Origin of the sequence: Thalassobacillus cyri, from assembly GCF_900107755.1 — a bacterium.
Lineage (GTDB): Bacteria > Bacillota > Bacilli > Bacillales > Halobacillaceae > Thalassobacillus > Thalassobacillus cyri.
The window spans coordinates 1-25718 of the sequence record NZ_FNQR01000015.1; the positions used below are offsets into that span (position 1 = coordinate 1).

The window sequence follows — 25718 nt, forward strand, 5'->3', positions numbered from 1 at the left end:
CGTTTAATAATGTGTAGTTTTTCTTCGGGGGTATACTGGCTCATAAGAGCACCTCCTATTGTCAGATGAGTGTCCAACAATAGGGGTGCACTGCAAAAACGAGTAGAGGTGAAACGAAAAGGAAATAATTACCAAAAAGAAAAACTCAGAGCTATCAAACCTGAGTTTGTCTTTTTTGTGCTGTTATTGTATATCTTTTCATTAAAGGTAATTAGTTTTTCTGATCAATATAACTATTTCATAATAGTGCATCAGCTCTTTGTATCAGGTTCTTCCTGCCGGAATTTATTGCAAATCCGAAAGCTGCTGCAATACCCAAAACAATGACCACGGAAACAATCATGATAATTGTAAAAGTCATGGTAACACTTCTTTCATAATAAAGATGAATGAAAAAGAAGGAGAGCTGATCTCCTTCTTTTATTTATTATGCACAATATGCTTCAAATTACCGTTATTGATTTGTTTTTTCTTTAATGAAAGCGACCACTTCATCGGATGTCCCCATTGAGAGAAGTGTTTCTTTAAAAGAAGCCATGTCTTCCTTAGAAAGATCTTTCAATTGTGTACGTGCAGGTAATATAGAAGTTGCACTCATACTGAATTCGTCAAGTCCCAGTCCAAGCAGGATAGGAATAGCGATTGAGTCACCAGCCATTTCACCACACATGCCTGCCCACTTTCCTTCTGCATGAGCAGCTTCGATGACATTATTGACCAAGTTCAATATAGCTGGATTGTATGGCTGGTACAAGTAAGAAACCCGTTCATTCATACGGTCTGCAGCCATTGTGTATTGAATCAAGTCATTTGTTCCAATACTGAAGAAATCAACCTCTTTGGCAAACTGGCGTGCAATCATCGCAGTTGCTGGGATTTCAACCATGATACCAACTTCGATATCATCGGAAATGTTGTGGCCTTCTTCTTTGAGTTTCACCTTTTCTTCATCAAGCATGTTCTTCGCTTCGCGGAATTCTTCCAGTGTAGCAATCATCGGGAACATAATTTTCAAGTTACCATGAACACTGGCACGCAAAAGCGCTCGCAATTGGATACGGAAAATGTCATCGCGTTCCAGGCACAGACGGATGGCACGGAAACCAAGGAATGGATTCAATTCCTTTGGAAGGTCAAGGTAATCCAATTCTTTGTCACCACCGATGTCTAATGTACGGACGACGACAGGCTTGTCTCCCATTTGCTCCAGCACAGATTTATAAGCACCAAATTGTTCTTCTTCGGTTGGTAGCTGGCTTTTACCCATATAAAGGAATTCGGTGCGGTAAAGTCCGACACCTTCGCCGCCATTATTGAGAACACCCTCGACATCTTCTGGCGTTCCAATATTAGCTGCTAATTCAACGTGTGCACCATCAGCAGTGGTGGTTGGCTCATCCTTCAATTTCGCCCATTCTTGTTTTTGTTTTTCAAAATCAACCATTTTTTGTTGATAAGTATCCAATTCTTCTTGCGTCGGATTGACAATGACGTCACCGTCTATTCCATCAACAATAATTTTTTCATCTTTTTGAGCATTGCTGGTAATTTCCTTTGTTCCCACTACTGCAGGAATTTCTAAAGAACGTGCCATGATAGCAGAGTGAGAAGTACGACCACCGATATCTGTCGTAAACCCTTTGACATACTGTTTGTTCAATTGAGCTGTGTCAGAAGGTGTGAGGTCGTCCGCTACGATGACAACTTCTTCATTGATCAAAGCGGGATCCGGGAATGTTACACCAAGTAAATGGGCCATCACGCGTTTGGTGACATCCTGGATATCAGCTGCGCGTTCGCGCATATACTCATTGTCCATATTTTTGAACATATCGATGAACATATTAGCTGTCTCATCTAAAGCAGCCTCAGCATTGACATTTTCAGATTTGATTTTATCCTCAATCGGTTGAATCAATTCAGGATCGCTCAGCACTAGCAGGTGAGCGGAAAAGATTTCTGCATGCTCATCACCAAGTGAGTTTTTTGTATGCTCCTTGATTTTCTCAAGTTCAGACTTGGAAATGTCTAATGCTTCGTGCAGTCGTTTGACTTCGTTTTCCGGTACGTCAATCTTAGTTTTTTCATAAGAAAGGTCGGGAGCCTCTAAACGGTAGACTTTTGCGATAGCGATACCGCTGGAAGCAGCAATCCCTTTGATGTGACTCATGTTGTTATTCCCCCAGGCCTTCGTTTTTCAATGTTTCATCTAATTTCTGAATCGCTTCTTCTTCGTCGTTGCCTTCAGCTGTAATTTTCACTTCTGCTCCGGATGGGATACCAAGACTCATAATTCCCATGATGGATTTTAAATTTACAGCTTTCTCTTTATAATGCAGGTTGATGTCAGATTCGAAGTTTCCTGCTTTCTGAACAAGTACAGTAGCTGGGCGTGCATGTACGCCGTCAGACGATGTAATCGTAAAAGTTTTTTCTTTCATGATTTATTCCTCCTCAAAAGTGTTCTCTTTGTTCATACCTTAACTATACCATTTTAAGCTTTTTGCAGGTCTTTTTTCAAGAATCCTACAATGAAGGCACTGATAAAAGCTCCAATTAGGATGGCAACAGTGTATAGGTACCAACCACCATCGACTAGAGGGAAGACGAAAATGCCTCCGTGGGGTGCAAATAACTGAATTCCGAACAACATAGTAAGAGAGCCAGCAACAGCAGAACCTACTACTAGAGATGGGATGACGCGTACGGGGTCAGCAGCTGCGAATGGAATGGCCCCTTCTGTAATGAAAAATGCACCTAAAGGAAGTGCTGTCTTTCCTGCTTCTCGTTCCTGTGGTGTGAATTTGTTTTTAAAAATCAAAGTAGCGATACCCATAGCTAGTGGAGGAACCATACCACCAGCCATGATAGCCGCAATAAATTCATAGTTCTGTGCGTCAATCATCGCCAGTCCGAACGTATAGGCCGCTTTATTGATTGGTCCACCCATGTCAATGGCCATCATGCCGCCTAACAGTAATCCTACGACAGCCAGGTTCGTACCGCCCATACTTTCTAACCAGCTCAGTACACCACTGTAAATCCTGGTTAATGGGGGATTGATAAGAAGCATGATCATCCCAGTACCGAAAATAGCCAGCACCGGATAAAATAACACGGTTTTTAAGCCATCAAGCATGTCAGGCAAGCCCTCAAGCATTTTTTTAATTCCAAGAGTCAAGTAACCAGCAAGGAAACCTGCGATCAAACCACCAAGAAAACCAGAACCGCTAGTTCCTTCGATACCAGTAGTGATCGCTATTAAACCACCGACCATACCAGGAGCAAACCCGGGACGATCCGCAATACTGGATGCAATGAAACCAGCCAGCACTGGAACAAGTAAGAAGAAGGCGTTGTCCCCGCCGATAATGCTGAGCATTTCTGCAAAACGGTTGTATTCATCGCTGGACGGGTCTGCTGCATTGATTCCGAACAAAAAGGAAATGGCAATCAAGATCCCGCCGCCTACAACAAATGGAAGCATATTGGAAACACCGTTCATCAAGTGTTTGTATATACCGGAACGCTGATTTCCTTCATTGGTAGAACGGTCAGATGAACTGCGATCACCTTGATAGATCGGTGCATCTTTTCTTACGGCTCGATCCAGCAGTTTTTCAGGTTCATGGATGGCTTTTGCGACGGGCACTTCGATAACAGGCTTTCCTTTAAAACCTTCCATTTCAACTTTGGTATCTGCCGCTACAATGATTGCGTCCGCATCTTGAATATCCTGCTCAGTCAAACGGTTTTTGACTCCGCTTGATCCATTGGTTTGCACTTTGATATTGATACCCTTTTCTTTTGCAGTCTCTTTTAATTTATCAGCCGCCATATAGGTATGTGCGATACCAGTAGGACAGGCAGTGACCGCTAAAATTCGACTATCAGTGCCTTCTGCTTCCACTTCACCTTCATCTTCTTCTGCTTCTTTGGCATTGATTGCTTCTATGATTTCATCTTCTGTATTCGCTTGCTCAAGTTGTGTGCGGAATTTTTTATCCATTAAAAAAGAAGATAAGCGGGATAAAGTTTCCAGATGTGTCTTATTCGCACCTTCCGAAGCCGCAATCATGAAAAATAAGTTTGTCGGCTGGCCATCAAGGGATTCATAATCAAGCCCTTCTGATGAGCGGCCAAATGCAATGGCTGGTTCTTTTACAGCACTAGTCTTAGCGTGAGGGATAGCAATTCCTTCACCTATTCCTGTTGTACTTTGTGATTCACGTTCTAAGATGGCATCTTTGAACCCTTGTTTATCATTTAAACGGCCAGCTTGATCCAGTTTACCTACAAGTTCATCGATAGCTTCTGCTTTAGAACGAGCGGAAAGGTTCAATAGGATCGTATCCTTTTTCAATAAATCTGTGATTTTCATCGAATTGCCTCCTTTAATTTAACCCGATAACTTCAATATCTTTCAGTAGTGACTCTAGTTCTTTTTCATTGCAGAGATCATCATTGAATGCTGTAGCACTTCCGGCAGCTACGCCATATCGTAAAGATGCTTTGAGGCTCTTCCCAGTCGTTATAGCTGATAAGAACCCGGCTACTACCGAATCACCGGCACCCACAGAATTTTTGACTATTCCTTGCGGTACATTAGCGTATAAAGCCTGTTTTGAATCAACTAGGACAGCTCCATCACCACCCATGGAGACAATGACGTTCTGGGCTCCCTCATCCACCAATTTTCTGGCATATAGGACCGCATCGTCTTTCGAGATGATTACTGTGTCGAACAATTGGCCTAACTCGTGGTGGTTCGGTTTCAAAAGCATTACTGGTGACCCGACCAGCTGTTTAAGGGCAGCACCTGAGGTGTCAGCCACGAATGATATATTTTTCTGTTCGCATATGCTGGCGATTGTCAAGTAAATATCTTTATCCAAGGAAGCGGGAACACTTCCTGCAATCACTAAGGTATCCTCAGGGGATAATTTTTCTATGGAAGCTAATAATTCTGTTTGCTGGGCAGAAGTGATGGATGGCCCAGGTCCGTTGATTTCTGTTTCATCACCGGATTTCATTTTGACGTTGATGCGAGAGGGTTCATCGGTTTCGATGAAATGGTGGGAAACACCCTCTCCATCTAAGAAAGAACGGATGAACTGTCCAGTGAATCCTCCGGCAAACCCTAAAGCGGTGGAGGGGGTAGAAAGCTTGTTCAACACTCGGGAAACATTAATTCCTTTACCTCCCGGGTAATAGAAAGTTTTTTCAGCGCGGTTCAATCCTCCAGGTTCAAACTGATCTACATGCAAAATGTAGTCAATGGACGGGTTCAGCGTACAAGTATATATCATGATGTCACAACCTTTACCTCTGTTAGTTCTTTAAATGATGGCAATAAATCTTCCGGTGCATCAGAAATGATGACTGCATCCTGAATATCTGCCACTTTTGCAAAAGTAATTTCATGGAATTTTGATGCATCCGCTAATATAAAAGTTTCCCCGGACAGCTGAAGGGCGGTGTTCTTTACAACAGCTTCCTCAGGATCTGGAGTAGTAAATCCTTCTTTGGGATGAACCCCGTTGATACCGAGGAAACATTTATCGAAACGATAATGTTTTAAGCTTTCGACAGCGTGTGCTCCGATAACTGCCCGTGTCTTTCGTTTGATCCGGCCACCGACAACATACGTTTCTATGTCATAACTGGTCAGGGTTTCCAAGTGGGAAAGCCCGTTGGTGACGACCAATACATTTTTTTGCGCCAATAAAGGAATCATTTCGTATGTGGTCGAACCTGCATCAAGAAAGATACTATCGCCATCCCGTACCAGGCTTGCCGCATATTCGGCGATGGCTTGCTTTTCAGCCAGCTGAACTGTCCTTTTTTCCTGTAGACTCGGTTCTTCACTAGCTGCACTCTTTATGGAAGCTCCCCCATGTACGCGACGGAGCTTTTTTTGTTCCTCTAAGTAACTGAGATCGCGCCTGATGGTAGATTCTGAAGCCTTGGTAGCTTCAACCAACTCCTTCATCTTGACTGTTTTTCTATCCTGGAGCAGCTTCAGAATCATTTGATGGCGTTCAGGAGTCAACATTGGCTGACACTCCTTTCAAAATATCCTACCTACATCATAAAGGAAGCCCTTTCATTTTTCAATCAAAATCAATCAAAAACAATCAAAATATGTCATGATTGTGAACAATATCAACCAAAAACATTCACATGTACGGTTATTAATACATGCAATAGCTGGATAAAGATATTTAAAGAAAAAACGAGCATTTTAAACTCTCCCGATTTGTCGCTTGAAACATTGAGATTATCTTGCCCGGAATGGGAATATGTGCTACATTTACATTATGTATTTGTGCGTTCTTAGGAGGTGTCAGTCACATCATGCAAACACTCGCAATCACGTTATTAACAATCGATACACTTGTCATGATCGTTCTAGTTCTTCTTCAATCCGGTAAAAGCGCAGGCCTTTCAGGTGCCATTTCCGGTGGGGCTGAACAGTTATTTGGTAAGCAAAAAGCAAGAGGAATCGATGCTGTACTCCACAAAGCTACTATTGTTACTGGAGTCCTATTCTTCGTTTTCGCATTTTTAGCTGCTTATGTGTTAAGTTAACTAAAATAAGGAGAAAGCCGCGCTATTTAGCGCGGCTTTCTTGTTTTCTTGATATACGGCCTCTTAAGCAAACATGGTGAACGATAAGAAGCAGTTTGCTAAAATAAAAAGGCTGATTAAATGAGAATGAAAACTACTGATATAGGGAATTACAAAAGTAAGGAGAGAACTGACTTATGAAAATCAAACAACCACAGCCGTTCACGTTTGAAGAAGGAGAGCGTGCGGTATTGTTACTACATGGATTCACAGGACATTCCGCTGATGTCCGTATGATGGGACGCTTTCTGCAGAAACATGGTTATACTAGTCATGCACCCATTTATCGTGGTCATGGCCTGCCTCCAGAAGAATTGACGAAGGCATCGCCGGATCAATGGTGGGAAGATGTGGAGCAAGCCTTGAATCATCTGCGTAATTTAGGATATGAAAAAATCGCTGTCGCTGGTCTTTCTCTTGGAGGAGTACTTGGACTGAAACTTGCTTATACAGAAAAGATTAGAGGAGTCATTCCAATGTGTGCGCCGATGTTCTTTGATAATGAAGAACAATTGACGGGAGGATTTCGCTTCAAAGCAAAAGAATATAAACAGTTAGAGGGTAAAGACAAGGAGACTATCCAGCAGGAGATAGAAGAGCTGATGGATCAGTCACAAGATATGTTCAAGCAGCTGGGGCAGTTTATCAATGAAGTCCATGATCATATCGACCACATTTATACGCCGACCTTCGTAGTCCAGGCCGCTAAAGATGAAATGATCAACAAAGACAGCGCTAATTATATATATGAGAACGTGGAATCCGATCAAAAAGATATCAAATGGTATGAGAATTCGGGGCATGTCATCACGATGGACCAGGAAAAAGATAAGCTCCACCAGGATGTACTCGAGTTTTTAGAATCGTTGGACTGGGACTGATAAGATATCCAATCAAGGTCGGAATGTCACGGAACGATAAAGGAGGATGAAGCGTTTTGAGTATGGAATTGAAAAACAAAGTATTGGACTTTTTTCAGGAATCAGCATCAAAACCACTATCAGTGCAAGAATTAGAAGAAACGCTTGAGCTCGATGGAGCCGATGACTTTTCAGACCTCATGAAGACACTGAATGAGTTGGAAGAACAAGGGGAATTAGTACGGACACGTAAAAACCGTTTTGGCCTGCCGGAAAAAATGAACTTGATACGCGGTCGGATTCAGATGCATGCAAAAGGGTTTGCATTTTTAATACCGGACGAAGAAGGAAAAGATGATATTTATATTCACCATTCTGACCTGCACTCTGCCATGAATAATGATAAAGTGCTAGTTCGTGTTGAGAAAAGAGACGAATCAGGAGCAAGGCCTGAAGGAACAGTCATTCGTATTTTGGAGAGGGCTACGGACAAAGTAGTCGGTACTTATCAGCCAAGTAGAAACTTTGGGTTTGTCATTGCAGATGATAAACGGATACCTAACGATATTTTCATACCAAAAGGAGCGGCTAATGGAGCCGCGGACGGACATAAGGTAATTGTGAAAATCACTAAGTACCCAGAAGACCGTATGAGTGCCGAAGGGGAAGTAGAGGAAATTCTAGGCCATAAGAATGACCCGGGAATCGATATCATTTCAATTATTTATAAGCATGGAATCAAACTTGATTTCCCTGAGGAAGTATTGGAACAGGCAAAGAATACTCCGGATGAAATTTCACCGGATGAAATCAAAAATCGCCGTGACTTACGCGATGAAATGATTGTAACGATTGACGGGGCAGATGCGAAGGATTTAGATGATGCTGTCATGGTCAAAAGGCTGGAAAATGGAAACTTCAAGCTTGGTGTCCATATCGCAGATGTTTCCTACTATGTGGAAGAGGGGTCGCCCATTGACCAGGAAGCTGCTGAACGAGCGACAAGTGTCTATCTAGTCGACCGTGTAATCCCTATGATCCCGCATCGGTTATCCAATGGGATCTGTTCCTTGAACCCGCAAGTGGACAGATTGACGCTGTCTTGTGAAATGGAAATTGATTCAAGCGGTGAGGTAGTCAATCATGAAATCTTCCAGAGTGTCATTAAGACCAATGAGCGGATGACTTACAAAGATGTAAATAAGATATTGGAGGAACAAGATCCTGAATTAATGGAGCGGTATAAGGAGCTTATCCCGATGTTCACTGACATGGGAAAGCTCGCTGCAACATTAAGAAAAAAACGTATGGGACGCGGAGCTATCGATTTCGATTTCAAAGAAGCAGGTGTCATTGTTGATGAACAAGGTAAAGCAATTGATGTAAAGTTGCGTGAACGCTCTATTGCTGAGCGATTGATTGAAGAATTCATGCTGGCTGCCAACGAAACAGTTGCAGAGCATTTCCATTGGATGGAAGTGCCGTTTATACAACGGATTCACCAGGATCCAGACCCGGATAAACTCCAGCATTTCTTTGAGTTCGTTGCAAACCTTGGATACGTGGTGCGCGGTACCGCTAACGAAATTCATCCACAAGCACTGCAAAAAGTGCTGGAGGGTATCGAGGGTGCACAGGAAGAAATGATTATTTCTAAATTGATGCTCCGTTCGATGCAACAGGCGAAATATGATCCGCAAAGCATCGGCCACTTTGGTCTGGCAACTGATTTTTATACACACTTCACGTCACCAATCAGGCGTTATCCAGACTTGATCGTCCATCGCTTAATCCGGACTTATTTGGTAGAAAAGAAACTGGATGAGAAAACACAGCAGCATTGGAAAGAGAAAATGCCAGAAATTGCACGTCATTCCTCTGAAATGGAACGGGCAGCCGTTGATGCGGAACGAGAAACAGATGATTTGAAGAAAGCGGAGTATATGCAAGATAAAATCGGTGAAGAATTTGAAGGTGTCATCAGTTCTGTTACCAGCTTTGGGTTGTTTGTTGAATTGCCGAACACAGTAGAAGGCCTTGTCCATGTCAGTTATCTGACGGACGATTATTATCATTTTGAAGAACGGCAATATGCAATGATTGGTGAGCGGACCGGCAATGTCTTCCGAATAGGTGATGAAGTGACCGTCCGTGTGACGAACGTGAATTTGGAAGAGCGTGTAGTCGATTTTGAAATTGTCGGGATGAAACCACGCAAAGAACGTGATCCGGACGCAAAGCCGAAAGTAATCAAAACTAGAAGCGCCAATCGTACTTCTGAAAACAAGAGTGGGAAGAAGAAAGAAAAGGGTAAAGATAAAAGTAAAAAGCCTTTTTATAACAACAAAGGGCTGAAACAAAGAAAGAAAAATAAAAAGAAGAAGTAACTCTATACAAAAAGCTGCCGGTAATGCCGGCAGCTTTTCTCTCTGGTGTAAAGTTAAATCCATCTACTATAGAGAAGCCAAGGTTTTTGCACTTCAAAGAGAGAAGGATCAGGGATGTTTTTATATCCAGTTTCGGAAAAATCAACCCAGGCTCCAGCAGCTTCCGGGTTTTCAGCCCAATTCTGATAAACAGTTTCAAAAAAGCCTGGCTGCTGAAAATGATCATCCCAAAAATATTTTACATGTGTATGAAGATCGCCTTTCCAATCGTTACGGAAAATGACAAATCTGTCTTCTGCCGGGTTTATGTAAAAAGTACATTCGTTTAAGTAATCATCTGTGAATAGTCCCTTATCAAACGGCAGCGGGTAATAGCACTCGTAAGGAAAGGCATCAAGAGCATTATAATCAAGGGAAGATAACAGGATCCTTTTCGAGGCAAGCCCATCGATCTTCTTCCATAGCTGCCCTTTTGTGCCCAAATGATCTATTTTTGCTTTCAATATCGCATAATAGTGGACAGGTCCAGGTTTCATTCCCGATCTTTCAATTACGCGCTGGGCGGGATAATTGTGGGTTTGTGTATTAGCGCCAATCCAATGGATATCCGGGTCTTTCCTTAATAATTCGGCAATGAAGGTCATCACTTCCGTGCTATAACCTTTCCCGGTATATCGTCGATCACTACGCATCCTCCCAAGCATGGCAAATTTGTCAGCAAAAATGGTGTAACCTGCTACACTCACTAATGCTTCCCCTTGGAATAAGCCGAAAATCTCATGTTCTTTCGACTCTATAAGCTTGGGAAAGATACGAAGGACATAATCATCTTCAATTCCTGTATCCATTTGTTTAAGGTTATCTAAATCCTCCCACTCCAGCTTTCTGATATCCAGCACTTGTCTTTCCAAATGTCCCCGCCCCCTTTTTTATACTTTAAGATAGTTTAACCTTGTTAAAGGATTAAAGTATAAGAAAAAAACTAAGGCTTTCGCCATAAGTACTTGGCGATAATCCAAGTTTTTCTAGAAGAAATTTTCAAAAATATAATCTCATATGCCGATTGTGGTTGTCTATTACCATGCCTGTTTTATTGGAATAACCGCACTTCTTTGATACAATAATCTTTACGGCAAATAGAGGAGGAACCATTATGCCAAAAGGAAAAGGAAATGCCATAGCACAAAACAGAAAAGCCAGTCATGACTATTTTATAGAAGAAACTTTCGAAGCCGGCATGGTTCTGCAAGGAACAGAAATTAAATCGATTCGAGCGAAACGGGTAAATCTGAAGGATAGTTTTGCAACCATCCGTAAAGGGGAAGTGTTTCTGCACAACATGCATATTTCTCCTTATGAACAGGGAAACAGGTATAATCATGAACCGACACGGACGCGGAAACTGCTCCTTCATCGTAAAGAAATCGACCGTTTAATTGGTGCAACCCAGCAAGAGGGTTATTCTTTGGTACCCCTAAAGGTCTATATTAAGAATGGCGTTGCAAAAGTATTGCTGGGCCTCGGTAAAGGTAAGAAGAAATATGATAAACGTCAGGTATTGAAAGAAAAGCAGATGAAGCGGGACATCGACCGGGCATTGAAAGAGAGATACTAAATTATGGTAATGCTGTCAGGCATCTCTTTTGATTATGTATGAAGGTGTGTTATAATAGGATTTGTCGATGAAGACAACAAGCAAAATCAAATAATAGCTTGCCTATTTTAATCCTAACGGGGACGTTACGGATTCGACAGGGATAGGTCGAGCTCAGGTTGCAAGTCGAGGCGACGGCTCGTAAAACGTCATTTGCCTAAATATAACTGGCGAATCTAACGATAACCTAGCTCTAGCAGCGTAAGCTGACTTGAGCTGATCCTTCCTGGCATTGTCCGTGTGCCAGATTGAAGGGTCCCAAATTGAAGCGGACTACGCGTTTCTCCACCGCCTGAGGAGAAACGAAGAGACTAATCAGGCTAGCGCCTGGGAAGCCTGTTGGTAGGCTGAACAGGTAGCGAAGCATAATATACCGACTACGCTTGTAGAAGCCTGAGTGCCGATATCTCTGGACGTGGGTTCGATTAGTTAATAGTCGCCTTATGTGGCAACACATAAGTGAAAATCTGGCTTTATCGGTGAAACCTAAGTCACCTATCGTGATAGGGCAATACCGAGCGGTATGTGGAGTGATCCAACAGCCGTGTATCGACTCATAGGCTGCCAACTTGCTTTGGTAGTACTAGGATGTGAACTCTCCTTAAAGGAAGTCTAAAGTTCACATAAAACGCCAGAGGACCTGAATGAACAGGTTCAAGATATAGTCAGTGCCATGACGAAAGCATGGAAGCGCACGTCCCACCGTCTCCATCAAACTACGTAATAGACCAGCTGAAGCTGGTCTATTTTTTATGTTCAAATTTTTTTGTTTCTCTTTTTGAATATAGGGAAAACGGTTATATACTTACACATTTTTATAATACAGTATGTATATTTTATATAATACATTAATCCGTTGTTGCAGCTAATAATAATATTATGTCCATAGTTAGTTAAAGGAGTTGAACATGTGGCTTTCATTGAACTTCTGAAAAAAGGTAACAAGTCTTCAGGTGTTGCTGCTCTGGGGAATACTGGCCTTGCGATCATCAAAAGCATAGCTGCGGCAGTAAGTGGAAGCGGGGCTATGATGGCTACTGCCATCCACTCCATCGCTGATGCTACTAACCAGGGGCTTGTGTATTTTGGTAGTGCCCTTGCAGAAAAAGAGCCGACCAAGCGATTTCCGACGGGATTCGGACGGGTAGTCAATTTATTCGTTCTGGCCGCTGTCATTATCATTGGCATCATGGCATATGAAACGATTTTAAAAGGCTGGGAAATCATCCAGCACCCGAAGGCATCAACAAGTCTTTGGCTTAACGTGTTGATTTTACTGGCATCAATTACGGTCGATGGTTTAATTCTAATAAAAGCAATGAAAGAAGTAGTCAAAGAATCACGAGCCGATGCCTCGGGACTGCAGGTAATTCCTGCATCATTCAAAAATGTCAAATATGCATCCCCACCAACGAAGCTTGTTTTTTATGAAGATATCATTGCGACTTCAGGAGCGGTTTTGGCCCTTATATCCGTGGTTTTAGCTCATTTCACTGGCTTATATATACTTGACGGAATCGGAACCATGCTGATCGGTGTATTGCTGATTATCATCGCATTGATGCTGGGCTATGAAAACACGTTGGGACTGATTGGTGCTGCTGCGCCTGAGATTGTAGAAAATAGGATTGCTTCCATCATACTTACCGATAAAGACGTAGAGGATATCCGAAGGCTTCGTATCATCCGTGAAGGGGACGACTACCATGTCGATAGCGCTATCGAGTTAAGAGGAGGAATGACGTTAGCGGAAGCGGATGATATCAAATACAGGGTAAGGGACAGCATCTTGGCGGATCCTGATGTAGATGATGTGGTCATCGCGATTATTGAAACTGATCAGATACAAAATTGGGAAATGAAAGAGGGAAAAAATAAATAATTGAAAAAAGGAGATTCTCTCTTATAGAGAACCTCCTTTTTAGTTGATAATTGATAGGTTTAATTGATAATCAACATCTTCTCATACTTCCTGTTTTACAGCCAAGTCCAGACCTTCTGCGACATGCTGACCGTATTCAGGATCGACTTTATAGTAATGCTGTAGGAGTGCCTGTGCGTGTTGTGCATGCAAAAGGTGCAGGGGCACATGGCCTTGTCGTCAATTTATTTTTATTATCGGTCATAAAAGTACCACCTCATATTGAGTATTTTTATCCTGAAATAATGATAACAATTATCAATGGAAAATCAATATTTTTAATGATTGGGCAGTTAGATGTAGTGCAATAGTAGACAAAACTCCAAAAAAAGGAAAAAATACAAGAGGTATAAAGGGGAAGATTTGCCAAGTCCTTAGTACAATAGCATTTATCTATTTAACTGATGCCTTTAACAAAATTAGACCTTCATAAAGTATAAAAAACTTCCGTGACTGTTCATGTTTTGTCACGGAAGCTTAAGAATGGGTAAGTATTTGAGAACTATAAGTATTGATTTTGTTATCTCTATGATCAAGCACTTTTCATCACCCTGGACCGTTGACTGACTGCTTTTAAAATAAACAGTTTATCTTGCTTGGTTAACATCTGCCAACTACGCACTTTGATTTTCATGAATTTTCTCTCCTTAATTAGTTTGGAATGTCTTGGAGATCATCATGGTGATGTGGAGGCTGAGAACATATAAAGTTCTATATATAAGCTTTATACCGCCTTTTGCTGAAGGTTAAACAATAAAACTTTCTACAAACATCGAGCTGACCGGGCGGAAAAGTGTCGTTTAATGACGACTGGGTGTAATATGTAGTTGAGAAATCAGAAGCATTGTAGTCTTTTGCCGAAAAGAAAAAAGAAAAACTGCACATACCAGGATGTGCAGTTATCATTTACTCAGGGTCTTCTCCGATAATCCGGACTTCCCTCTCTAAATCGACCCCGAATTTTTCTTTTACCGTTTGTTGAACATGTTCAATCAAAGAAATATAGTCTGTTGTAGAAGCATTGTTCTTATTAACGATGAATCCTGCGTGTTTCTTAGAAACTTCAGCGCCACCGATGCTGGTACCTTGGAGTTTACTGTCCTGAATCAATTTGCCGGCAAAATAGCCTGGCGGCCGTTTGAAGACACTCCCGCAGGATGGATATTCGAGAGGCTGCTTGGACTCCCGTTTATACGTCAAGTCGTTCATAACAGCTTTGATTTCTTCATAATTTCCAGGCTTTAAATTAAAAGTTGCCTCGAGTACAATATCTCCGTTGTCAGGAATGTTGCTGGTACGGTAATCTAAATCAAGTTCTGAAGCCAGTCGTTTAACGAGGTTTCCTTCTTTGTCGACCACGTAGGCATAGTCGAGTACATCCTTGATTTCTCCTCCGTAGGCCCCCGCATTCATATACAGGGCTCCTCCGACCGTCCCCGGAATCCCGCAGGCAAACTCTAAGCCTGATAAGTGTTCTTTCAAAGCGTAGTAGGAAGTATCGATTATCCGTGCTCCGCTTTGTGCTACAACAGTATTGCCTTCTGCGGAAATAACATCAAGATGTTTTAAATTGATGACAATCCCACGGATGCCACCATCTTTTATAATCAAATTTGAGCCGTTACCGAGCAGGGTGAAAGGCACATTTTCTTCATTTGAAAACTTGACCACATTTTGTACTTCTTCATAAGTGGTCGGTGTGATAAAGAAATCGGCTTTTCCGCCAAGTTTGGTATATAGATGGTCTCTCAGCATTTCATCGACTTTCACATTTTTTTCTTTTACAATCTCCATCAATTTATCATATATTTTCTGTTTATTTTCCATGCACATCATTCCCGTTAAAAAAATTATGATCGTCACCAGTCATTCTAATATATTAGCATATGAGCGGTACCCAGGTGAAGTTACAAGGTGTTTACGTTCAAGTTTCAGTGCCTCTTCTCCTTCACATAACTGTCAAATTTTTTATATAGGCGTGCTGACAATAAAGAAAGCGCTTTAATTATGTAAAAACTTGATATATTCAGAAAATTAATTGCGAAGCAGGCGACAAATTAGTATCATTACATAATAATAGTCTCGATTCAGGTTAATCGTCTGACTTAAATATCTGAGTAGGAAGGTGTAGCCGATGGAAAACAAAAAAGACTTACGCATTCGTAGTAAAGTGATCAGTGAAGGCGTTAACCGTGTTCCGAACCGCTCAATGCTTAGAGCAGTGGGATTTGAAGATGAAGATTTCAAAAAACCTATGATTGGTGTGGCGAGTACTTGGAGCGAAGTCACTCCTTGTAACGTACATATCGATCGTCTGGCACGAGAAGCTAAAAGTGGTGCTTCAGACAATGGCGGAGCGCCAATGATTTTCAACACCATTACTGTTTCTGATGGTATTGCGATGGGGCATGAAGGGATGCATTATTCCTTGCCTAGCCGGGAAGTGATTGCCGATTCAATTGAAACAGTGACAAATGCTGAACGACTTGATGGAGTCGTAGCCATCGGCGGATGTGATAAAACAACGCCGGCTTGTGTGATGGCAATTGGGCGGATGAATATACCTTCTGTTTATGTTTATGGAGGGACAATCCAGCCAGGAAAATTGGATGGAAAAGATATTGATATTGTTTCTTCTTTTGAAGCGGTAGGTCAATATCAGGAAGGCACAATAAATGAAGCACAGCTTCACAGAGTAGAATGCAATGCATGCCCAGGTGCCGGAGCTTGTGGCGGCATGTACACAGCGAACACCATGGCATCCGCAGTTGAAGCTTTAGGAATGAGTATCCCAGGTTCATCTTCCACGCCGGCGGTGAATGATTATAAAGAACAAGAATGCCGACAAGCCGGTGAATTAGTGGTTGAGTTGTTGGAGAAAGAAATATATCCAAGGGATATCATGACGAAAGAAGCTTTTGAAAATGCAATCACAGTTGTTATGGCACTGGGAGGCTCTACTAATGCTCTCTTGCATTTAACTGCGATGGCTCATTCAGCTGGCGTCGATTTATCGCTGGACGATTTCGAGCGTGTACGAAAGAATGTACCATTCATTGCAGATATGAAGCCGAGCGGAAAATATGTCATGCAGGATCTTTATGAGGCTGGCGGTGTACCGGCTGTGATGAAATTACTTCATGAGCATGGCTTGCTGCATGGCGACTGTATGACGGTGACAGGCAAAACAGTAGCTGATAACCTGGCGGAAGCTCCACCATTAAAAGAAGGGCAGGAAGTGATTCTGCCGCTTGATAAACCGATTAAACCAGAGGGGCCGCTTGTTGTGCTGCGGGGCAACCTGGCACCTGAAGGGGCCGTTGCTAAGATGTCAGGCTTGAAAATCAGCCGCTTTGAGGGTCCTGCACGAGTTTATGATAGTGAGGCAGACGCTACTAAAGCGATTGAAGGCGGCGAGATTAAAGAAGGGGATGTGCTGGTCATTCGCAATGTTGGACCGAAGGGTGGACCAGGCATGCCAGAAATGCTTTCAATCACTTCGATGATCGTCGGAAGAGGGCTTGGTGGTAAAGTGGCTCTGATGACAGATGGTCGTTTCTCAGGTGGATCTCATGGCTTTGTCATCGGCCATGTCTCCCCTGAAGCCGTTGTTGGAGGACCAATCGGACTCCTGGAAGAAGGGGATACCATTACGATTGACAGTGAAACACAAGAAATTAATTTTGATATAACAGAAGATGAATTCGAACAACGTCGTCAGAAATGGGAGAGACCGGAACCTAAACACAAAACGGGTGTACTGGCAAAGTATGCGCGTTTGGTTTCATCATCTGCAAAAGGTGCTGTAACAGACCTGGAACTGGATTAATACAAGAGAGTCAGCCTAAGGGCTGGCTCTTTTTATATGTATAAAATCCTCCTGTATTGGACAGACCGATAGCAGTGATCGTATAGGTGGGATTATTATGAACAAAAAAGATAAAAATTTATTTTTTGCCGCTTTGATATTAGGACACGGGATCCTGGGAGCAGTGGATGGAATTGTATTTCATCAGCTGTTGCAGTGGCACCACATGATTGATAGTGGAAATATTCGTATGGAGATTATTACAGATGGACTCTTTACAGCAGCATTTTCTGCCATGCTTATCTGGGGAGGTTTTAAAATATTTTTTGATGCAAAAAATAACCAGTTAGGGACAAGTGGTCATTTATTTGTCGGAGGAATGTTCATCGGTGGAGGGGTCTTCAACTTAATCGAAGGAATTATCGACCATCATATTCTCCAAGTTCATCGAGTAAGGCCATTATCTGAAAATCCACTCCTTTACGACCTGGCCTTCCTTGCTTCTGGTTTATTGTTAGCGATTATCGGCTTGATGATTAAACGACGGGCACGCGTGGCAAGTCAGTGAAAGAGGGAGATGCCGTGAGGAATTTATGGAGCTATTCCAGTTTGTTTTTGTTGTTCTTAGTTCTTTTCTTCTATTTCACCAGCACCAATGAACATTTACATTCTTCTGGGCATCCTGCAGTTGAAATTCCAAAGGGAGTGGAGGTTCCAGAAGTTCAGATCAGTGTTGACAAATTGTCTGATGACTCATGGCTGCTGCAAGTCGATAAAGAGTATTTTACATTCACACCGGAGCAGGCTGGTTCATCAGTGATTGACTTTCAAAAAGGCCATGGTCATGTATATATTAATGGTGTAAAGATAAACCGGTTGTACGGTGATTATTTTAACTTAGAACTTCCCAAAGGCAAAAATGCAATCAAGGTAGCACTGGTCTTGAATAATCATCAACGTCTTTTACACCAGGGTAATGAAGTTTCTGATCAGGTAGAAGTCCATGTATCCGGATGAATATAGAAAAAAGGAGCGCGGGTAAGTGCTCCTTTGTTTTTACTGTTACTATATTTTTGTGTTGCTTTTTTTTGCTCGTTGTTCTAACTGGGAATCGGGCTGCTGGTCGGCTTTATCTTCTGTAAGTCCTTGAGGGTTTATATTAGGAGCAGCTTGCCCCTTGCTTCTATTTGTCGTTTTCTTGCTCATCTTCTTCACCTCCAATCCTTAGCCTGCCAATTATTCCATGCATTTATCCTGCAAATTGCCGTATAAAGATAAGAAACGAACCCATCCTAACAGGAGAGTTCGTTTCCTTTATTTAATCTTGACCCAAAGGCCAAGTTACCCTTGCTTGTTTTGTTGGTTCTGCCCAGCCATGTTCGTCAAACTTGGAATCATATTCTGCAATTGCCCGCCTTGGCCGGTCATCATGCTGTAAGTTGCCGCTCCGATACCTACAGATGCAATGATGGGAAGCCATTGGATATTTCGTCTTTGCACTGTTCGTACACCCCCTTCCCTTTACATCCTTAGTTTGCGTCTGTTTGTCCCCAACATGTGTGTGAACTATTTCCATGCGTAACCGACGTACGCATGTTTTAGCCGTCTCCTGTTAAAAAAAGGAAGGTGGATTGTCTTATGACTAACCGTGGATTCAATACACTAAAACCAGGGAATAATTATTCCGCTCAAGATCTGGATAGTTTCGTGTCAACAAAGGACGTATTGCTTCTTTCTAACAATGGCAGTCAATTATTCACAGAGCCAGATCGCGAATATAAAGTGATCCATGAGTTTGAAGGTTTTTTTGAACATTCTTCTCAAGAAGGAGAAAAATATTATCGAGAGAAAAAAGCTTATGTTGTTGAAAAAGTCTAAAAAAGTTCATTTACCCCAAAAGAGCCATAAGATTGCTCTTTTGGGGTATTTTTATGCCTTTTTGCAATGTATTGGAATTCAAGTATAACTTGACAAATAAACTGTAACTTTAGAATAATAACAATAGAAATAATTTTCTGTCATTTACTAATGGATTAAAGTATGGGAGGGTCATTTTTTGGTTTTTGAATAAATACATATAAGATTCAAATCTTTTGATAACGCTTTCAAGGGTGGTTAAACGCATGACATGGGTTTTAATATTCGCAGCGATTACAGTTTTGTCTGTAGTTATCGCATTAAACAAGAAAAGACCAATTTTTCTGGTTGTACCGTTTCTTTCGGTGTTTATATTTATGCTGGTAAAAATCATCATGATACCGGTACCATTTTGGGAAACGATCCGTTTCATTTTTAACCTGCGCGGCTAAACGGCTTGAGCTTAAGGGTTAATGGAACTTTGAAGGGAGGTGACCAAACATGAAGAAAATCGAAAAAAGTGTGGCAGATGCTTATTTTCGTGCCAGAACAACAATGATCATCATTTATTTAACTATCGGGGTTATTGTTTCTTATGGAGTAGTTTTATTTGCGGAGCCATTATCTCAAATCACCTTCAATGGTTTTCCTTTACATTATTATATGGGCGCTCAAGGAGCTATTTTGACTTTCATTATCCTGCTTTTCATCAATGCTGTAGTCAGCGATAAAATTGATAAAAAGTATGGCATTGATGCAAAAAGAAACGAATCCATTAGTGCAGGCAAAACATATGATCATTAATTCCACAAAAAGATAAGGATTTAGATCCAGTTGTAGATTTTAAGGAGGTCAACGTATGGATGCACAATTTCTTGTTTCTCTTACACTAATAGTTGCCACATTCGGCCTGTACATAGGAATCGCCTTATATAACAAAGCGAAGGCTACATCGGACTTTTATGTAGCTGGACGCGGCGTTCCTCCTGTATTCAATGGTATGGCAATCGGTGCTGACTGGATGAGTGCTGCTTCTTTCATCGGGTTAGCAGGGACAGTCATGATTCTTGGCTATGATGGTTTAGCTTATATAATGGGGTGGACAGGCGGCTATTTGTTACTGACATTCTTGCTTGCTCCCCAGCTTAGAAAATACGGACGTTATACCGTTCCTGAATTTATCGGGGATCGGTATCGTAGCAATACTGCAAGGCTGATTGCGGCAGTTGCTACAATCATTATCAGTTTCACTTATTCTGTTGGCCAGCTTTCTGGTTCTGGCGTGGTTATTGGACGTCTTCTGGAAGTGAATGCTGCGGTAGGGACTTTGATCGGTGTTGTTCTAATTGCTTTCTATTCTGCACTTGGTGGAATGAAAGGGATTACCTGGACGCAGGTGGCACAATACGTTGTATTGATTATTGCCTATTTGATTCCTGTCATTTTTATGGCCATGCAACTGACGGGTAATCCGATGCCATGGGTATCCTACGGCCAGGTCGTTGATGAAATGAGAGCACTTGACCAGGATCTCGGAATTACAGAGTATATTGTACCATTTACCGAAGGAACAAAATGGCAATTTCTCGCTTTAATGTTTACATTGATGGCTGGTACAGCTGGCCTGCCACACGTCATTGTTCGTTTTTATACCGTATCTACCATGAAAGCCGCTCGCTGGAGTGGTGCATGGGCTTTGTTATTTATCGGATTACTTTATTTGTCTGCTCCTGCATATGCAGCTTTTTCCCGATTCATTTTAATGACACAGGTGGCAGGATCCTCAATCAACGACTTGCCAGCATGGACCGCATCGTGGGTAGACACTGGTCTGCTATCTGTTGCTGATACGAATGGGGACAACATATTACAGTGGCAGGAAATTGTAATCAGTAACGATATTGTTGTAATGGCAACACCTGAAATCGCAAACCTTGGTATTTTCGTAATTGGGCTGATGGCAGCTGGGGCAATGGCAGCGGCATTGTCTACTGCTGGTGGTTTGATGATTGCTATTTCAGCTGCATTATCCCATGATATTTATTTCCGCTCGATTAATCCCAATGCCAGTGAGAAAAAACGTCTTCTTGTCGGACGTTGGTCAATTGTAATCGCAACTGTTGTTGCCGGCCTGGTTGCATTAAATCCTCCAGGGGCTATTACTCAGATTGTAGCTTGGGCATTTGCGTTAGCTTCCGGATCGTTCTTCCCAGCCTTATTACTCGGTGTCTGGTGGAAACGGTCAAACGGTCCAGGTGTCATTTGGGGAATGGTGGTCGGTTTATCTGTTACCCTTGGTTATATATTCGCCGCTAAATTTGGTGGGTTCACGATTTTAGGCATTATTGACACTGGCGCAGGTGTATTTGGAGCCAGTGCTGCCATTTTAACGAATATTATAGTTTCTCTGGCTACAAAAGAACCAGTTAAAGAAGTGCAAGAAGAAGTCATTGATCTTCGTTATCCGGAACAAATGACATATAGAGATGGAGAGGTCTGGATGGATGACACAGAAGACATACCAAACTCCACCAAGTAGTTATCGTGTCCGGGAAAAACTTCGGCATCAACCGATTTTTCAAAAATTGACAGATGATTACTACCGGGAGTTATATGAGCAATGTGAAGAAAGACTATATCCTGATGGAGCAGTTATTGCTCACGCTCAAAAACGTCGAGAAGGAATTTTAGTCATAACTTCTGGTACAGCGGAGGTTTATGCGGCCGCTGAAGACCAAGAAGCAGGAGAAGTGCTGGAGGTTGTCCAAGAGGGAGGGATTCTTGGTCTGGGCAGCCTCAGCAATTTTCTCGGAATTAGTAATGAGGATGCTTATGCCTACATGGTTGAAATCCGGGCTGTTGAAACCGTTGTGGGTCTTTATATCCCTTATGGGGTGCTGAAAAGGTTATGGCGTCACGAAAATATCCGTGATTATTTCCTCCATCAGGTTGTTTCAAGACTGAAGGATGTATACGTGTCATTGGCAGAGCAGGTCAGGCTTGCCCACGAATTGGGTGAGAGTGATCCATTCCTATTGCGTGTCCAGGATATTATGACTAAACCTGCGACTGCTGTCGATCGCTATGTGACGATACAAGAGGCCGCTGAAAAGATGATAGCAAAAAAAGCAAGTTCCATTGTTATCACAGATAATGGCCGTTTAGATGGAATTATTACGGAGAAGGACTTTGTGAACCGAGTAGTTGCCAGTAATAAGTCGGTCAGTGAACATGCTGGCACAATCATGACTAAACACCCCTACCAAATTCATCGTTCCGATTATTACTATCATGCTCTATCTGAAATGATATTAAGAGGAGTCAAGCATCTGCCAGTCGTGGATGGGGAAGGAAGGGTAGCCGGTATGATTACCATGGCTGACCTTCTGCGGAAGAAAAACCGTCAAATGTTCTCGGCAATCAAGAAAGTCGAAGAGACAGAGGCAGAGCATTTAAGTGAAGTCAAAAAAGAAATTTATGACATATTGGCATTGCTGATACGTGATAATGTTCCATCCTTACATGTACTGGATGTTTTGACCCAGCTTTACGACCGGCTGACGAAGCGGGCAGTAACGATTGCCATCGATACCTTGAAACATAAAGGAGCAGGGGAGCCTCCTTCTGCATTTGCCTGGTACCAGATGGGGAGTGCTGGTCGAGGGGAACAGTTTGTTTTGACAGACCAGGACCATTTCCTCGTTTATGAAGACGTTGCGGAGCCACATCAAAAAGAAGTGGATAATTATTTTGCAAAACTGGGAGAAGAAATAACCGACTATCTTGAAAAAGCTGGGTACGAACGATGTAAAGGAAAGATGATGGCCAGTGAACCGATGTGGCGTGGGTCGTTGACAAAATGGAACGAAACTTTAAGAAAGTGGGCGATGAGGTCCACAAACGATACTCTGCTGTTGGCACAGAACTTTTTTTCCTTCCGGAAGCTTTACGGTTCGGATGATTTGCATACGGAATTCATTCGGATGGTACGGGAAGACCTTAAAAGATCAAGCATCTTTTTATACCGATTGGCCCAGGTAGAAAAAGAAAACCAAATTCCTAGTTTAGAACAGCCAATTAGAGCCCTTTTAAGAATAGAACGAAAGCAGCTGGACCTGAAAAAACAAGTCTTATTTCCATTTCATCATGCTTTACAGATCCTTTCCCTTTCCAATCATATTCTAGAAGGCACGACGATTGAAAAGCTGCAGGCTTTAGTTGAAAAAGACATCATCACGGATTGGCTGGCTACGGATTTAAAGCACGCTTTGTCTCAAGTGCTGGACCTATATATTAAACAAAAATGGGAAAGTATTTCAGCTGGTAAGGCCCCGTCTTCTATTGTAACTTTTTCTCAGTTGTCCACACGTGACAAAGAAAAGCTGATTCGAGCTTTAAAAGAAATGAGAAAACTGCAAACAACGATGTTGAGCCGGTACTCGCTTTAAGGGGAATGAGAGGAGAAAAACAGCTATGATAAAAAAAGCGAAACGATTCCATTTTACTTTGGAAGATGAGATTCCCTTATCGACAAGGCTGGAAGATATCAACTTTCAAGTCGTTGATACAGAAGCGACAGGTTTTCATGTTCAAAAGCAAGATCGCATGATTGAAATAGCCTCGGTGCCGGTTCGACAATTAGTTGTAGAAGAAAAGAAAGTGTTCCAGACCTATGTAAACCCCGGCACGACGATACCTGAACAAATTGTCAAGTTGACAGGTATACATGATGGTGACGTGGAGAGTGCACCAGTTGCTTATCATGCAATCAGCGATTTTTTTCAAGAAGCGGAAGCAAATAAAGCTACCTGTCTCATCGGTCATCATATCCAGTTCGATCTCACCTTAATGAAATGTGAAATATCCAGGGCAGGGTATAAATTTCCCAAGCCGAGAGCAGTAGATACCCTCAGTTTATTGAAATACTTGTATCCGACGGAAGGTAGAAAAGATCTGATTGAATACGCAGATATGTTGAATACGAAGGTATACGAACGTCATACCGCTTTAGGCGATGCTTTGACTACTGCGCACCTTTTTTGTGAAGCGATCGCAAGGATACAAGATAGAGGGCATAGAACATGGGGATCCCTACTGCAAGTCACAGCTGTTAAAAACAGAATGTTCTACTAATAAGAAAAAGACGAACTTTCTAAAAAGAGTTCGTCTTTTTCTTATTGTCGGATGAAGCCTTCTTCCTTTAAATAAGCTTCCGCTTCATTATATGTTTCAAAACTCTCCTCTAACATATCGTTAGTATAAATGTTCCAAAAATAGTCTTCCTGGACAAGGAGTAGTGACTCATTTTCTGGGCCTTTCCATACTTGCTGGTGGGATATTTCCGCATCACTCGATAAGTTAGCAATAGAAGCTTTAACAATATTTCGGAGCTCTGTTTCGTCATAATCCCTTACATTGACCAGACCCTTTTGATTAGATGCAAATCCTTCCATGTCTCCTGTATAAACAAAACCGTTGCCATTTGGATGAATGTGGTAAGCGACAATGGTTTTATCGAATACGCTCCCGTAGAAATGAAAGTTCACTCTCCCAAGCGAGACATCCTTACGAGTCAACTCCGTGAACCCTTCCAGAATAGATATTTTCTGTTCAAAACTAAGCATAGCAATCCTCATTTCTTCTCAAGTTGTTTGCTCATTATAGCATAATTCATCAATCAGTGGATACAACAGGGTTAATTCTATTTTTATGCATTGTATTGAATAATAAATCAAAATTAATCTTGACTAAGGGGTGTTTTATGTATTAATATACTTTTTGTGTAATAAAAATACATAGGGGGTTATTTCAACATGAAGAAATTTACAGCAATCATTTTAGTATTGACGGGATTATTGCTTGCAGGGTGTGCCGGCGAAGAGCAAAAAGCGGAAAGTGCCCAAAAAACATTAGTTATGGGAACCTCAGCAGATTATAAACCATTCGAGTATATCGACACGGCAAACGGTAGAGAGATTATTGGCTTTGATATTGATATTGCCAAGCGAGTACTGGATAAAATGGGATATAAATTAGAAATAAAAAATATGGACTTCAATGGTTTGATTGCAGCATTAAACAGTAATAAAGTCGACTTTGTAATGGCAAGTATGACACCGACAGAAAAAAGGAAAAAGTCAGTGGATTTTTCTGATATCTACTATGTTGCTAATGACGCTATTGTGAGTAAGAAAGCTGATAATATCAAGGCAGTGGATGACTTGAAAGGCAAAAAACTAGGCATTCAATTGGGATCCATCCAGGAAGAAACTGCGGAAGAATTGAAAAAAGAAGTCGAAGGCATGCAGGTGACTGCACGAGATACGATTCCGCAACTAATCCAGGAAATGAAAGCAGGACGAATTGATGCAGCAATCGTAGAAACTACTGTATCAAAAGGTTACTTAGAAAAAAATGAAGGACTGACTGAATTTATCATTGAAGATGAGTCAGAGGTACAAGGGGCAGCTGCCGCTTTTCCAAAAGGAAGCGATTTGACAGAGCAGTACAACAAACATTTGCAAGAGATGAAACAAAACGGAGAGATTGATGAGCTGGCTAAAAAATGGTTTGGCGGCGAGTAAATAGAAGGAGTTGTATG

27 protein-coding genes and 1 other RNA gene are annotated in these 25718 nt (G+C 41.9%); 17 read left to right on the forward strand and 11 right to left on the reverse strand.

Features of this window, described 5'->3' with window-relative positions; genetic code table 11:
- Window positions 1-238: 238 nt before the first annotated feature.
- From BLV00_RS22580 to BLV00_RS15790, 6 genes are all read right to left on the reverse strand, one after another.
- Window positions 239-361, reverse strand: coding sequence for a hypothetical protein (locus BLV00_RS22580; protein WP_281243058.1), 123 nt, complete (start codon window positions 359-361; stop codon window positions 239-241).
- 93 nt (window positions 362-454) lie between these two features.
- Window positions 455-2170, reverse strand: coding sequence for a phosphoenolpyruvate--protein phosphotransferase (gene ptsP / locus BLV00_RS15770; protein WP_093045936.1), 1716 nt, complete (start codon window positions 2168-2170; stop codon window positions 455-457).
- Window positions 2171-2174: 4 nt separating this feature from the next.
- Window positions 2175-2441, reverse strand: a complete 267-nt coding sequence (locus BLV00_RS15775) for a phosphocarrier protein HPr (protein WP_093045937.1) — start codon at window positions 2439-2441, stop codon at window positions 2175-2177.
- Window positions 2442-2494: 53 nt separating this feature from the next.
- The gene (locus BLV00_RS15780) at window positions 2495-4381 is read right to left on the reverse strand and encodes a PTS fructose transporter subunit IIABC (protein WP_093045938.1); all 1887 of its coding nucleotides are present in this window, start codon (window positions 4379-4381) and stop codon (window positions 2495-2497) included.
- Window positions 4382-4394: 13 nt separating this feature from the next.
- Window positions 4395-5309: a 1-phosphofructokinase gene (gene pfkB / locus BLV00_RS15785; RefSeq protein ID WP_093045939.1), complete on the reverse strand. Its 915-nt coding sequence runs from the start codon at window positions 5307-5309 to the stop codon at window positions 4395-4397.
- Window positions 5306-6055 carry a DeoR/GlpR family DNA-binding transcription regulator gene (locus tag BLV00_RS15790; protein WP_093045940.1) on the reverse strand — a complete coding sequence of 250 codons (750 nt, stop codon included), beginning with the start codon at window positions 6053-6055 and terminating at the stop codon, window positions 5306-5308. The genes pfkB and BLV00_RS15790 overlap by 4 nt, the downstream gene beginning before the upstream one ends.
- Window positions 6056-6357: 302 nt before the next feature.
- Here BLV00_RS15790 and secG point away from each other — a divergent pair, with 302 nt between their 5' ends.
- The 3 genes from secG (at window position 6358) to rnr (ending at window position 9877) form a co-directional block, all read left to right on the forward strand.
- A complete protein-coding gene (gene secG / locus BLV00_RS15795) occupies window positions 6358-6591 on the forward strand; it encodes a preprotein translocase subunit SecG (protein WP_028783660.1) in 234 nt (77 codons plus the stop codon).
- 176 nt (window positions 6592-6767) lie between these two features.
- Window positions 6768-7511 carry an alpha/beta hydrolase gene (locus tag BLV00_RS15800; RefSeq protein ID WP_093045941.1) on the forward strand — a complete coding sequence of 248 codons (744 nt, stop codon included), beginning with the start codon at window positions 6768-6770 and terminating at the stop codon, window positions 7509-7511.
- Window positions 7512-7573: 62 nt separating this feature from the next.
- On the forward strand, window positions 7574-9877 hold the full coding sequence (rnr, locus tag BLV00_RS15805; protein WP_245728997.1) for a ribonuclease R: 2304 nt from the start codon (window positions 7574-7576) through the stop codon (window positions 9875-9877).
- Window positions 9878-9930: 53 nt separating this feature from the next.
- Here the strand turns inward: rnr and BLV00_RS15810 are convergent, their stop codons facing one another.
- Complete coding sequence (locus BLV00_RS15810) at window positions 9931-10788, reverse strand: GNAT family N-acetyltransferase (protein WP_245728990.1); 858 nt, start codon at window positions 10786-10788, stop codon at window positions 9931-9933.
- Between the two features lie 242 nt (window positions 10789-11030).
- On the opposite strand from BLV00_RS15810, the gene smpB reads away from it, so the two are divergent.
- The 4 genes from smpB (at window position 11031) to BLV00_RS21735 (ending at window position 13763) form a co-directional block, all read left to right on the forward strand.
- Entirely contained in the window at window positions 11031-11492 is a 462-nt protein-coding gene (gene smpB / locus BLV00_RS15815) for an SsrA-binding protein SmpB (RefSeq protein WP_093045943.1), read from the forward strand.
- A 126-nt stretch (window positions 11493-11618) separates the two neighbouring features.
- Window positions 11619-11959, forward strand: a transfer-messenger RNA (tmRNA) gene (gene ssrA, locus BLV00_RS15820).
- Between the two features lie 482 nt (window positions 11960-12441).
- Window positions 12442-13413, forward strand: coding sequence for a cation diffusion facilitator family transporter (locus tag BLV00_RS15825; protein ID WP_093045944.1), 972 nt, complete (start codon window positions 12442-12444; stop codon window positions 13411-13413).
- Between the two features lie 50 nt (window positions 13414-13463).
- Window positions 13464-13763 (forward strand): catalase, encoded by a 300-nt coding sequence (locus BLV00_RS21735; RefSeq protein ID WP_143030738.1) that lies wholly within the window; start codon window positions 13464-13466, stop codon window positions 13761-13763.
- A gap of 595 nt (window positions 13764-14358) precedes the next feature.
- On the opposite strand, the gene murB is transcribed toward BLV00_RS21735, so the two are convergent.
- The gene (murB, locus tag BLV00_RS15830; RefSeq protein WP_093045945.1) at window positions 14359-15279 is read right to left on the reverse strand and encodes a UDP-N-acetylmuramate dehydrogenase; all 921 of its coding nucleotides are present in this window, start codon (window positions 15277-15279) and stop codon (window positions 14359-14361) included.
- A gap of 307 nt (window positions 15280-15586) precedes the next feature.
- On the opposite strand from murB, the gene ilvD reads away from it, so the two are divergent.
- The 3 genes from ilvD (at window position 15587) to BLV00_RS15845 (ending at window position 18277) form a co-directional block, all read left to right on the forward strand.
- Complete coding sequence (gene ilvD / locus BLV00_RS15835; RefSeq protein WP_093045946.1) at window positions 15587-17281, forward strand: dihydroxy-acid dehydratase; 1695 nt, start codon at window positions 15587-15589, stop codon at window positions 17279-17281.
- Window positions 17282-17378: 97 nt separating this feature from the next.
- A complete protein-coding gene (locus BLV00_RS15840; RefSeq protein ID WP_093045947.1) occupies window positions 17379-17828 on the forward strand; it encodes a DUF2243 domain-containing protein in 450 nt (149 codons plus the stop codon).
- A gap of 14 nt (window positions 17829-17842) precedes the next feature.
- A complete protein-coding gene (locus BLV00_RS15845) occupies window positions 17843-18277 on the forward strand; it encodes a hypothetical protein (RefSeq protein ID WP_093045948.1) in 435 nt (144 codons plus the stop codon).
- Window positions 18278-18325: 48 nt separating this feature from the next.
- Here the strand turns inward: BLV00_RS15845 and sspL are convergent, their stop codons facing one another.
- On the reverse strand, window positions 18326-18466 hold the full coding sequence (sspL, locus tag BLV00_RS15850) for a small, acid-soluble spore protein L (protein ID WP_093045949.1): 141 nt from the start codon (window positions 18464-18466) through the stop codon (window positions 18326-18328).
- A 135-nt stretch (window positions 18467-18601) separates the two neighbouring features.
- Window positions 18602-18760, reverse strand: a complete 159-nt coding sequence (locus BLV00_RS22060; protein ID WP_176791636.1) for a hypothetical protein — start codon at window positions 18758-18760, stop codon at window positions 18602-18604.
- Between the two features lie 138 nt (window positions 18761-18898).
- On the opposite strand from BLV00_RS22060, the gene BLV00_RS15855 reads away from it, so the two are divergent.
- The 6 genes from BLV00_RS15855 (at window position 18899) to BLV00_RS15880 (ending at window position 24250) form a co-directional block, all read left to right on the forward strand.
- Complete coding sequence (locus BLV00_RS15855) at window positions 18899-19138, forward strand: hypothetical protein (RefSeq protein ID WP_093045950.1); 240 nt, start codon at window positions 18899-18901, stop codon at window positions 19136-19138.
- 245 nt (window positions 19139-19383) lie between these two features.
- A complete protein-coding gene (locus BLV00_RS15860) occupies window positions 19384-19569 on the forward strand; it encodes a hypothetical protein (protein ID WP_093045951.1) in 186 nt (61 codons plus the stop codon).
- A 49-nt stretch (window positions 19570-19618) separates the two neighbouring features.
- On the forward strand, window positions 19619-19921 hold the full coding sequence (locus tag BLV00_RS15865; protein WP_093045952.1) for a DUF4212 domain-containing protein: 303 nt from the start codon (window positions 19619-19621) through the stop codon (window positions 19919-19921).
- A gap of 55 nt (window positions 19922-19976) precedes the next feature.
- Entirely contained in the window at window positions 19977-21656 is a 1680-nt protein-coding gene (locus tag BLV00_RS15870; protein ID WP_093045953.1) for a sodium:solute symporter family protein, read from the forward strand.
- Window positions 21622-23565 carry a DUF294 nucleotidyltransferase-like domain-containing protein gene (locus tag BLV00_RS15875; RefSeq protein WP_176791639.1) on the forward strand — a complete coding sequence of 648 codons (1944 nt, stop codon included), beginning with the start codon at window positions 21622-21624 and terminating at the stop codon, window positions 23563-23565. Before BLV00_RS15870 ends, BLV00_RS15875 begins: the two co-directional genes overlap by 35 nt.
- A gap of 25 nt (window positions 23566-23590) precedes the next feature.
- Window positions 23591-24250, forward strand: a complete 660-nt coding sequence (locus BLV00_RS15880) for a 3'-5' exonuclease (RefSeq protein WP_093045955.1) — start codon at window positions 23591-23593, stop codon at window positions 24248-24250.
- Between the two features lie 41 nt (window positions 24251-24291).
- Here the strand turns inward: BLV00_RS15880 and BLV00_RS15885 are convergent, their stop codons facing one another.
- Window positions 24292-24741: a hypothetical protein gene (locus BLV00_RS15885; protein ID WP_093045956.1), complete on the reverse strand. Its 450-nt coding sequence runs from the start codon at window positions 24739-24741 to the stop codon at window positions 24292-24294.
- A gap of 189 nt (window positions 24742-24930) precedes the next feature.
- On the opposite strand from BLV00_RS15885, the gene BLV00_RS15890 reads away from it, so the two are divergent.
- Window positions 24931-25701 carry a transporter substrate-binding domain-containing protein gene (locus BLV00_RS15890; RefSeq protein ID WP_093045957.1) on the forward strand — a complete coding sequence of 257 codons (771 nt, stop codon included), beginning with the start codon at window positions 24931-24933 and terminating at the stop codon, window positions 25699-25701.
- Window positions 25702-25718 lie beyond the last annotated feature (17 nt).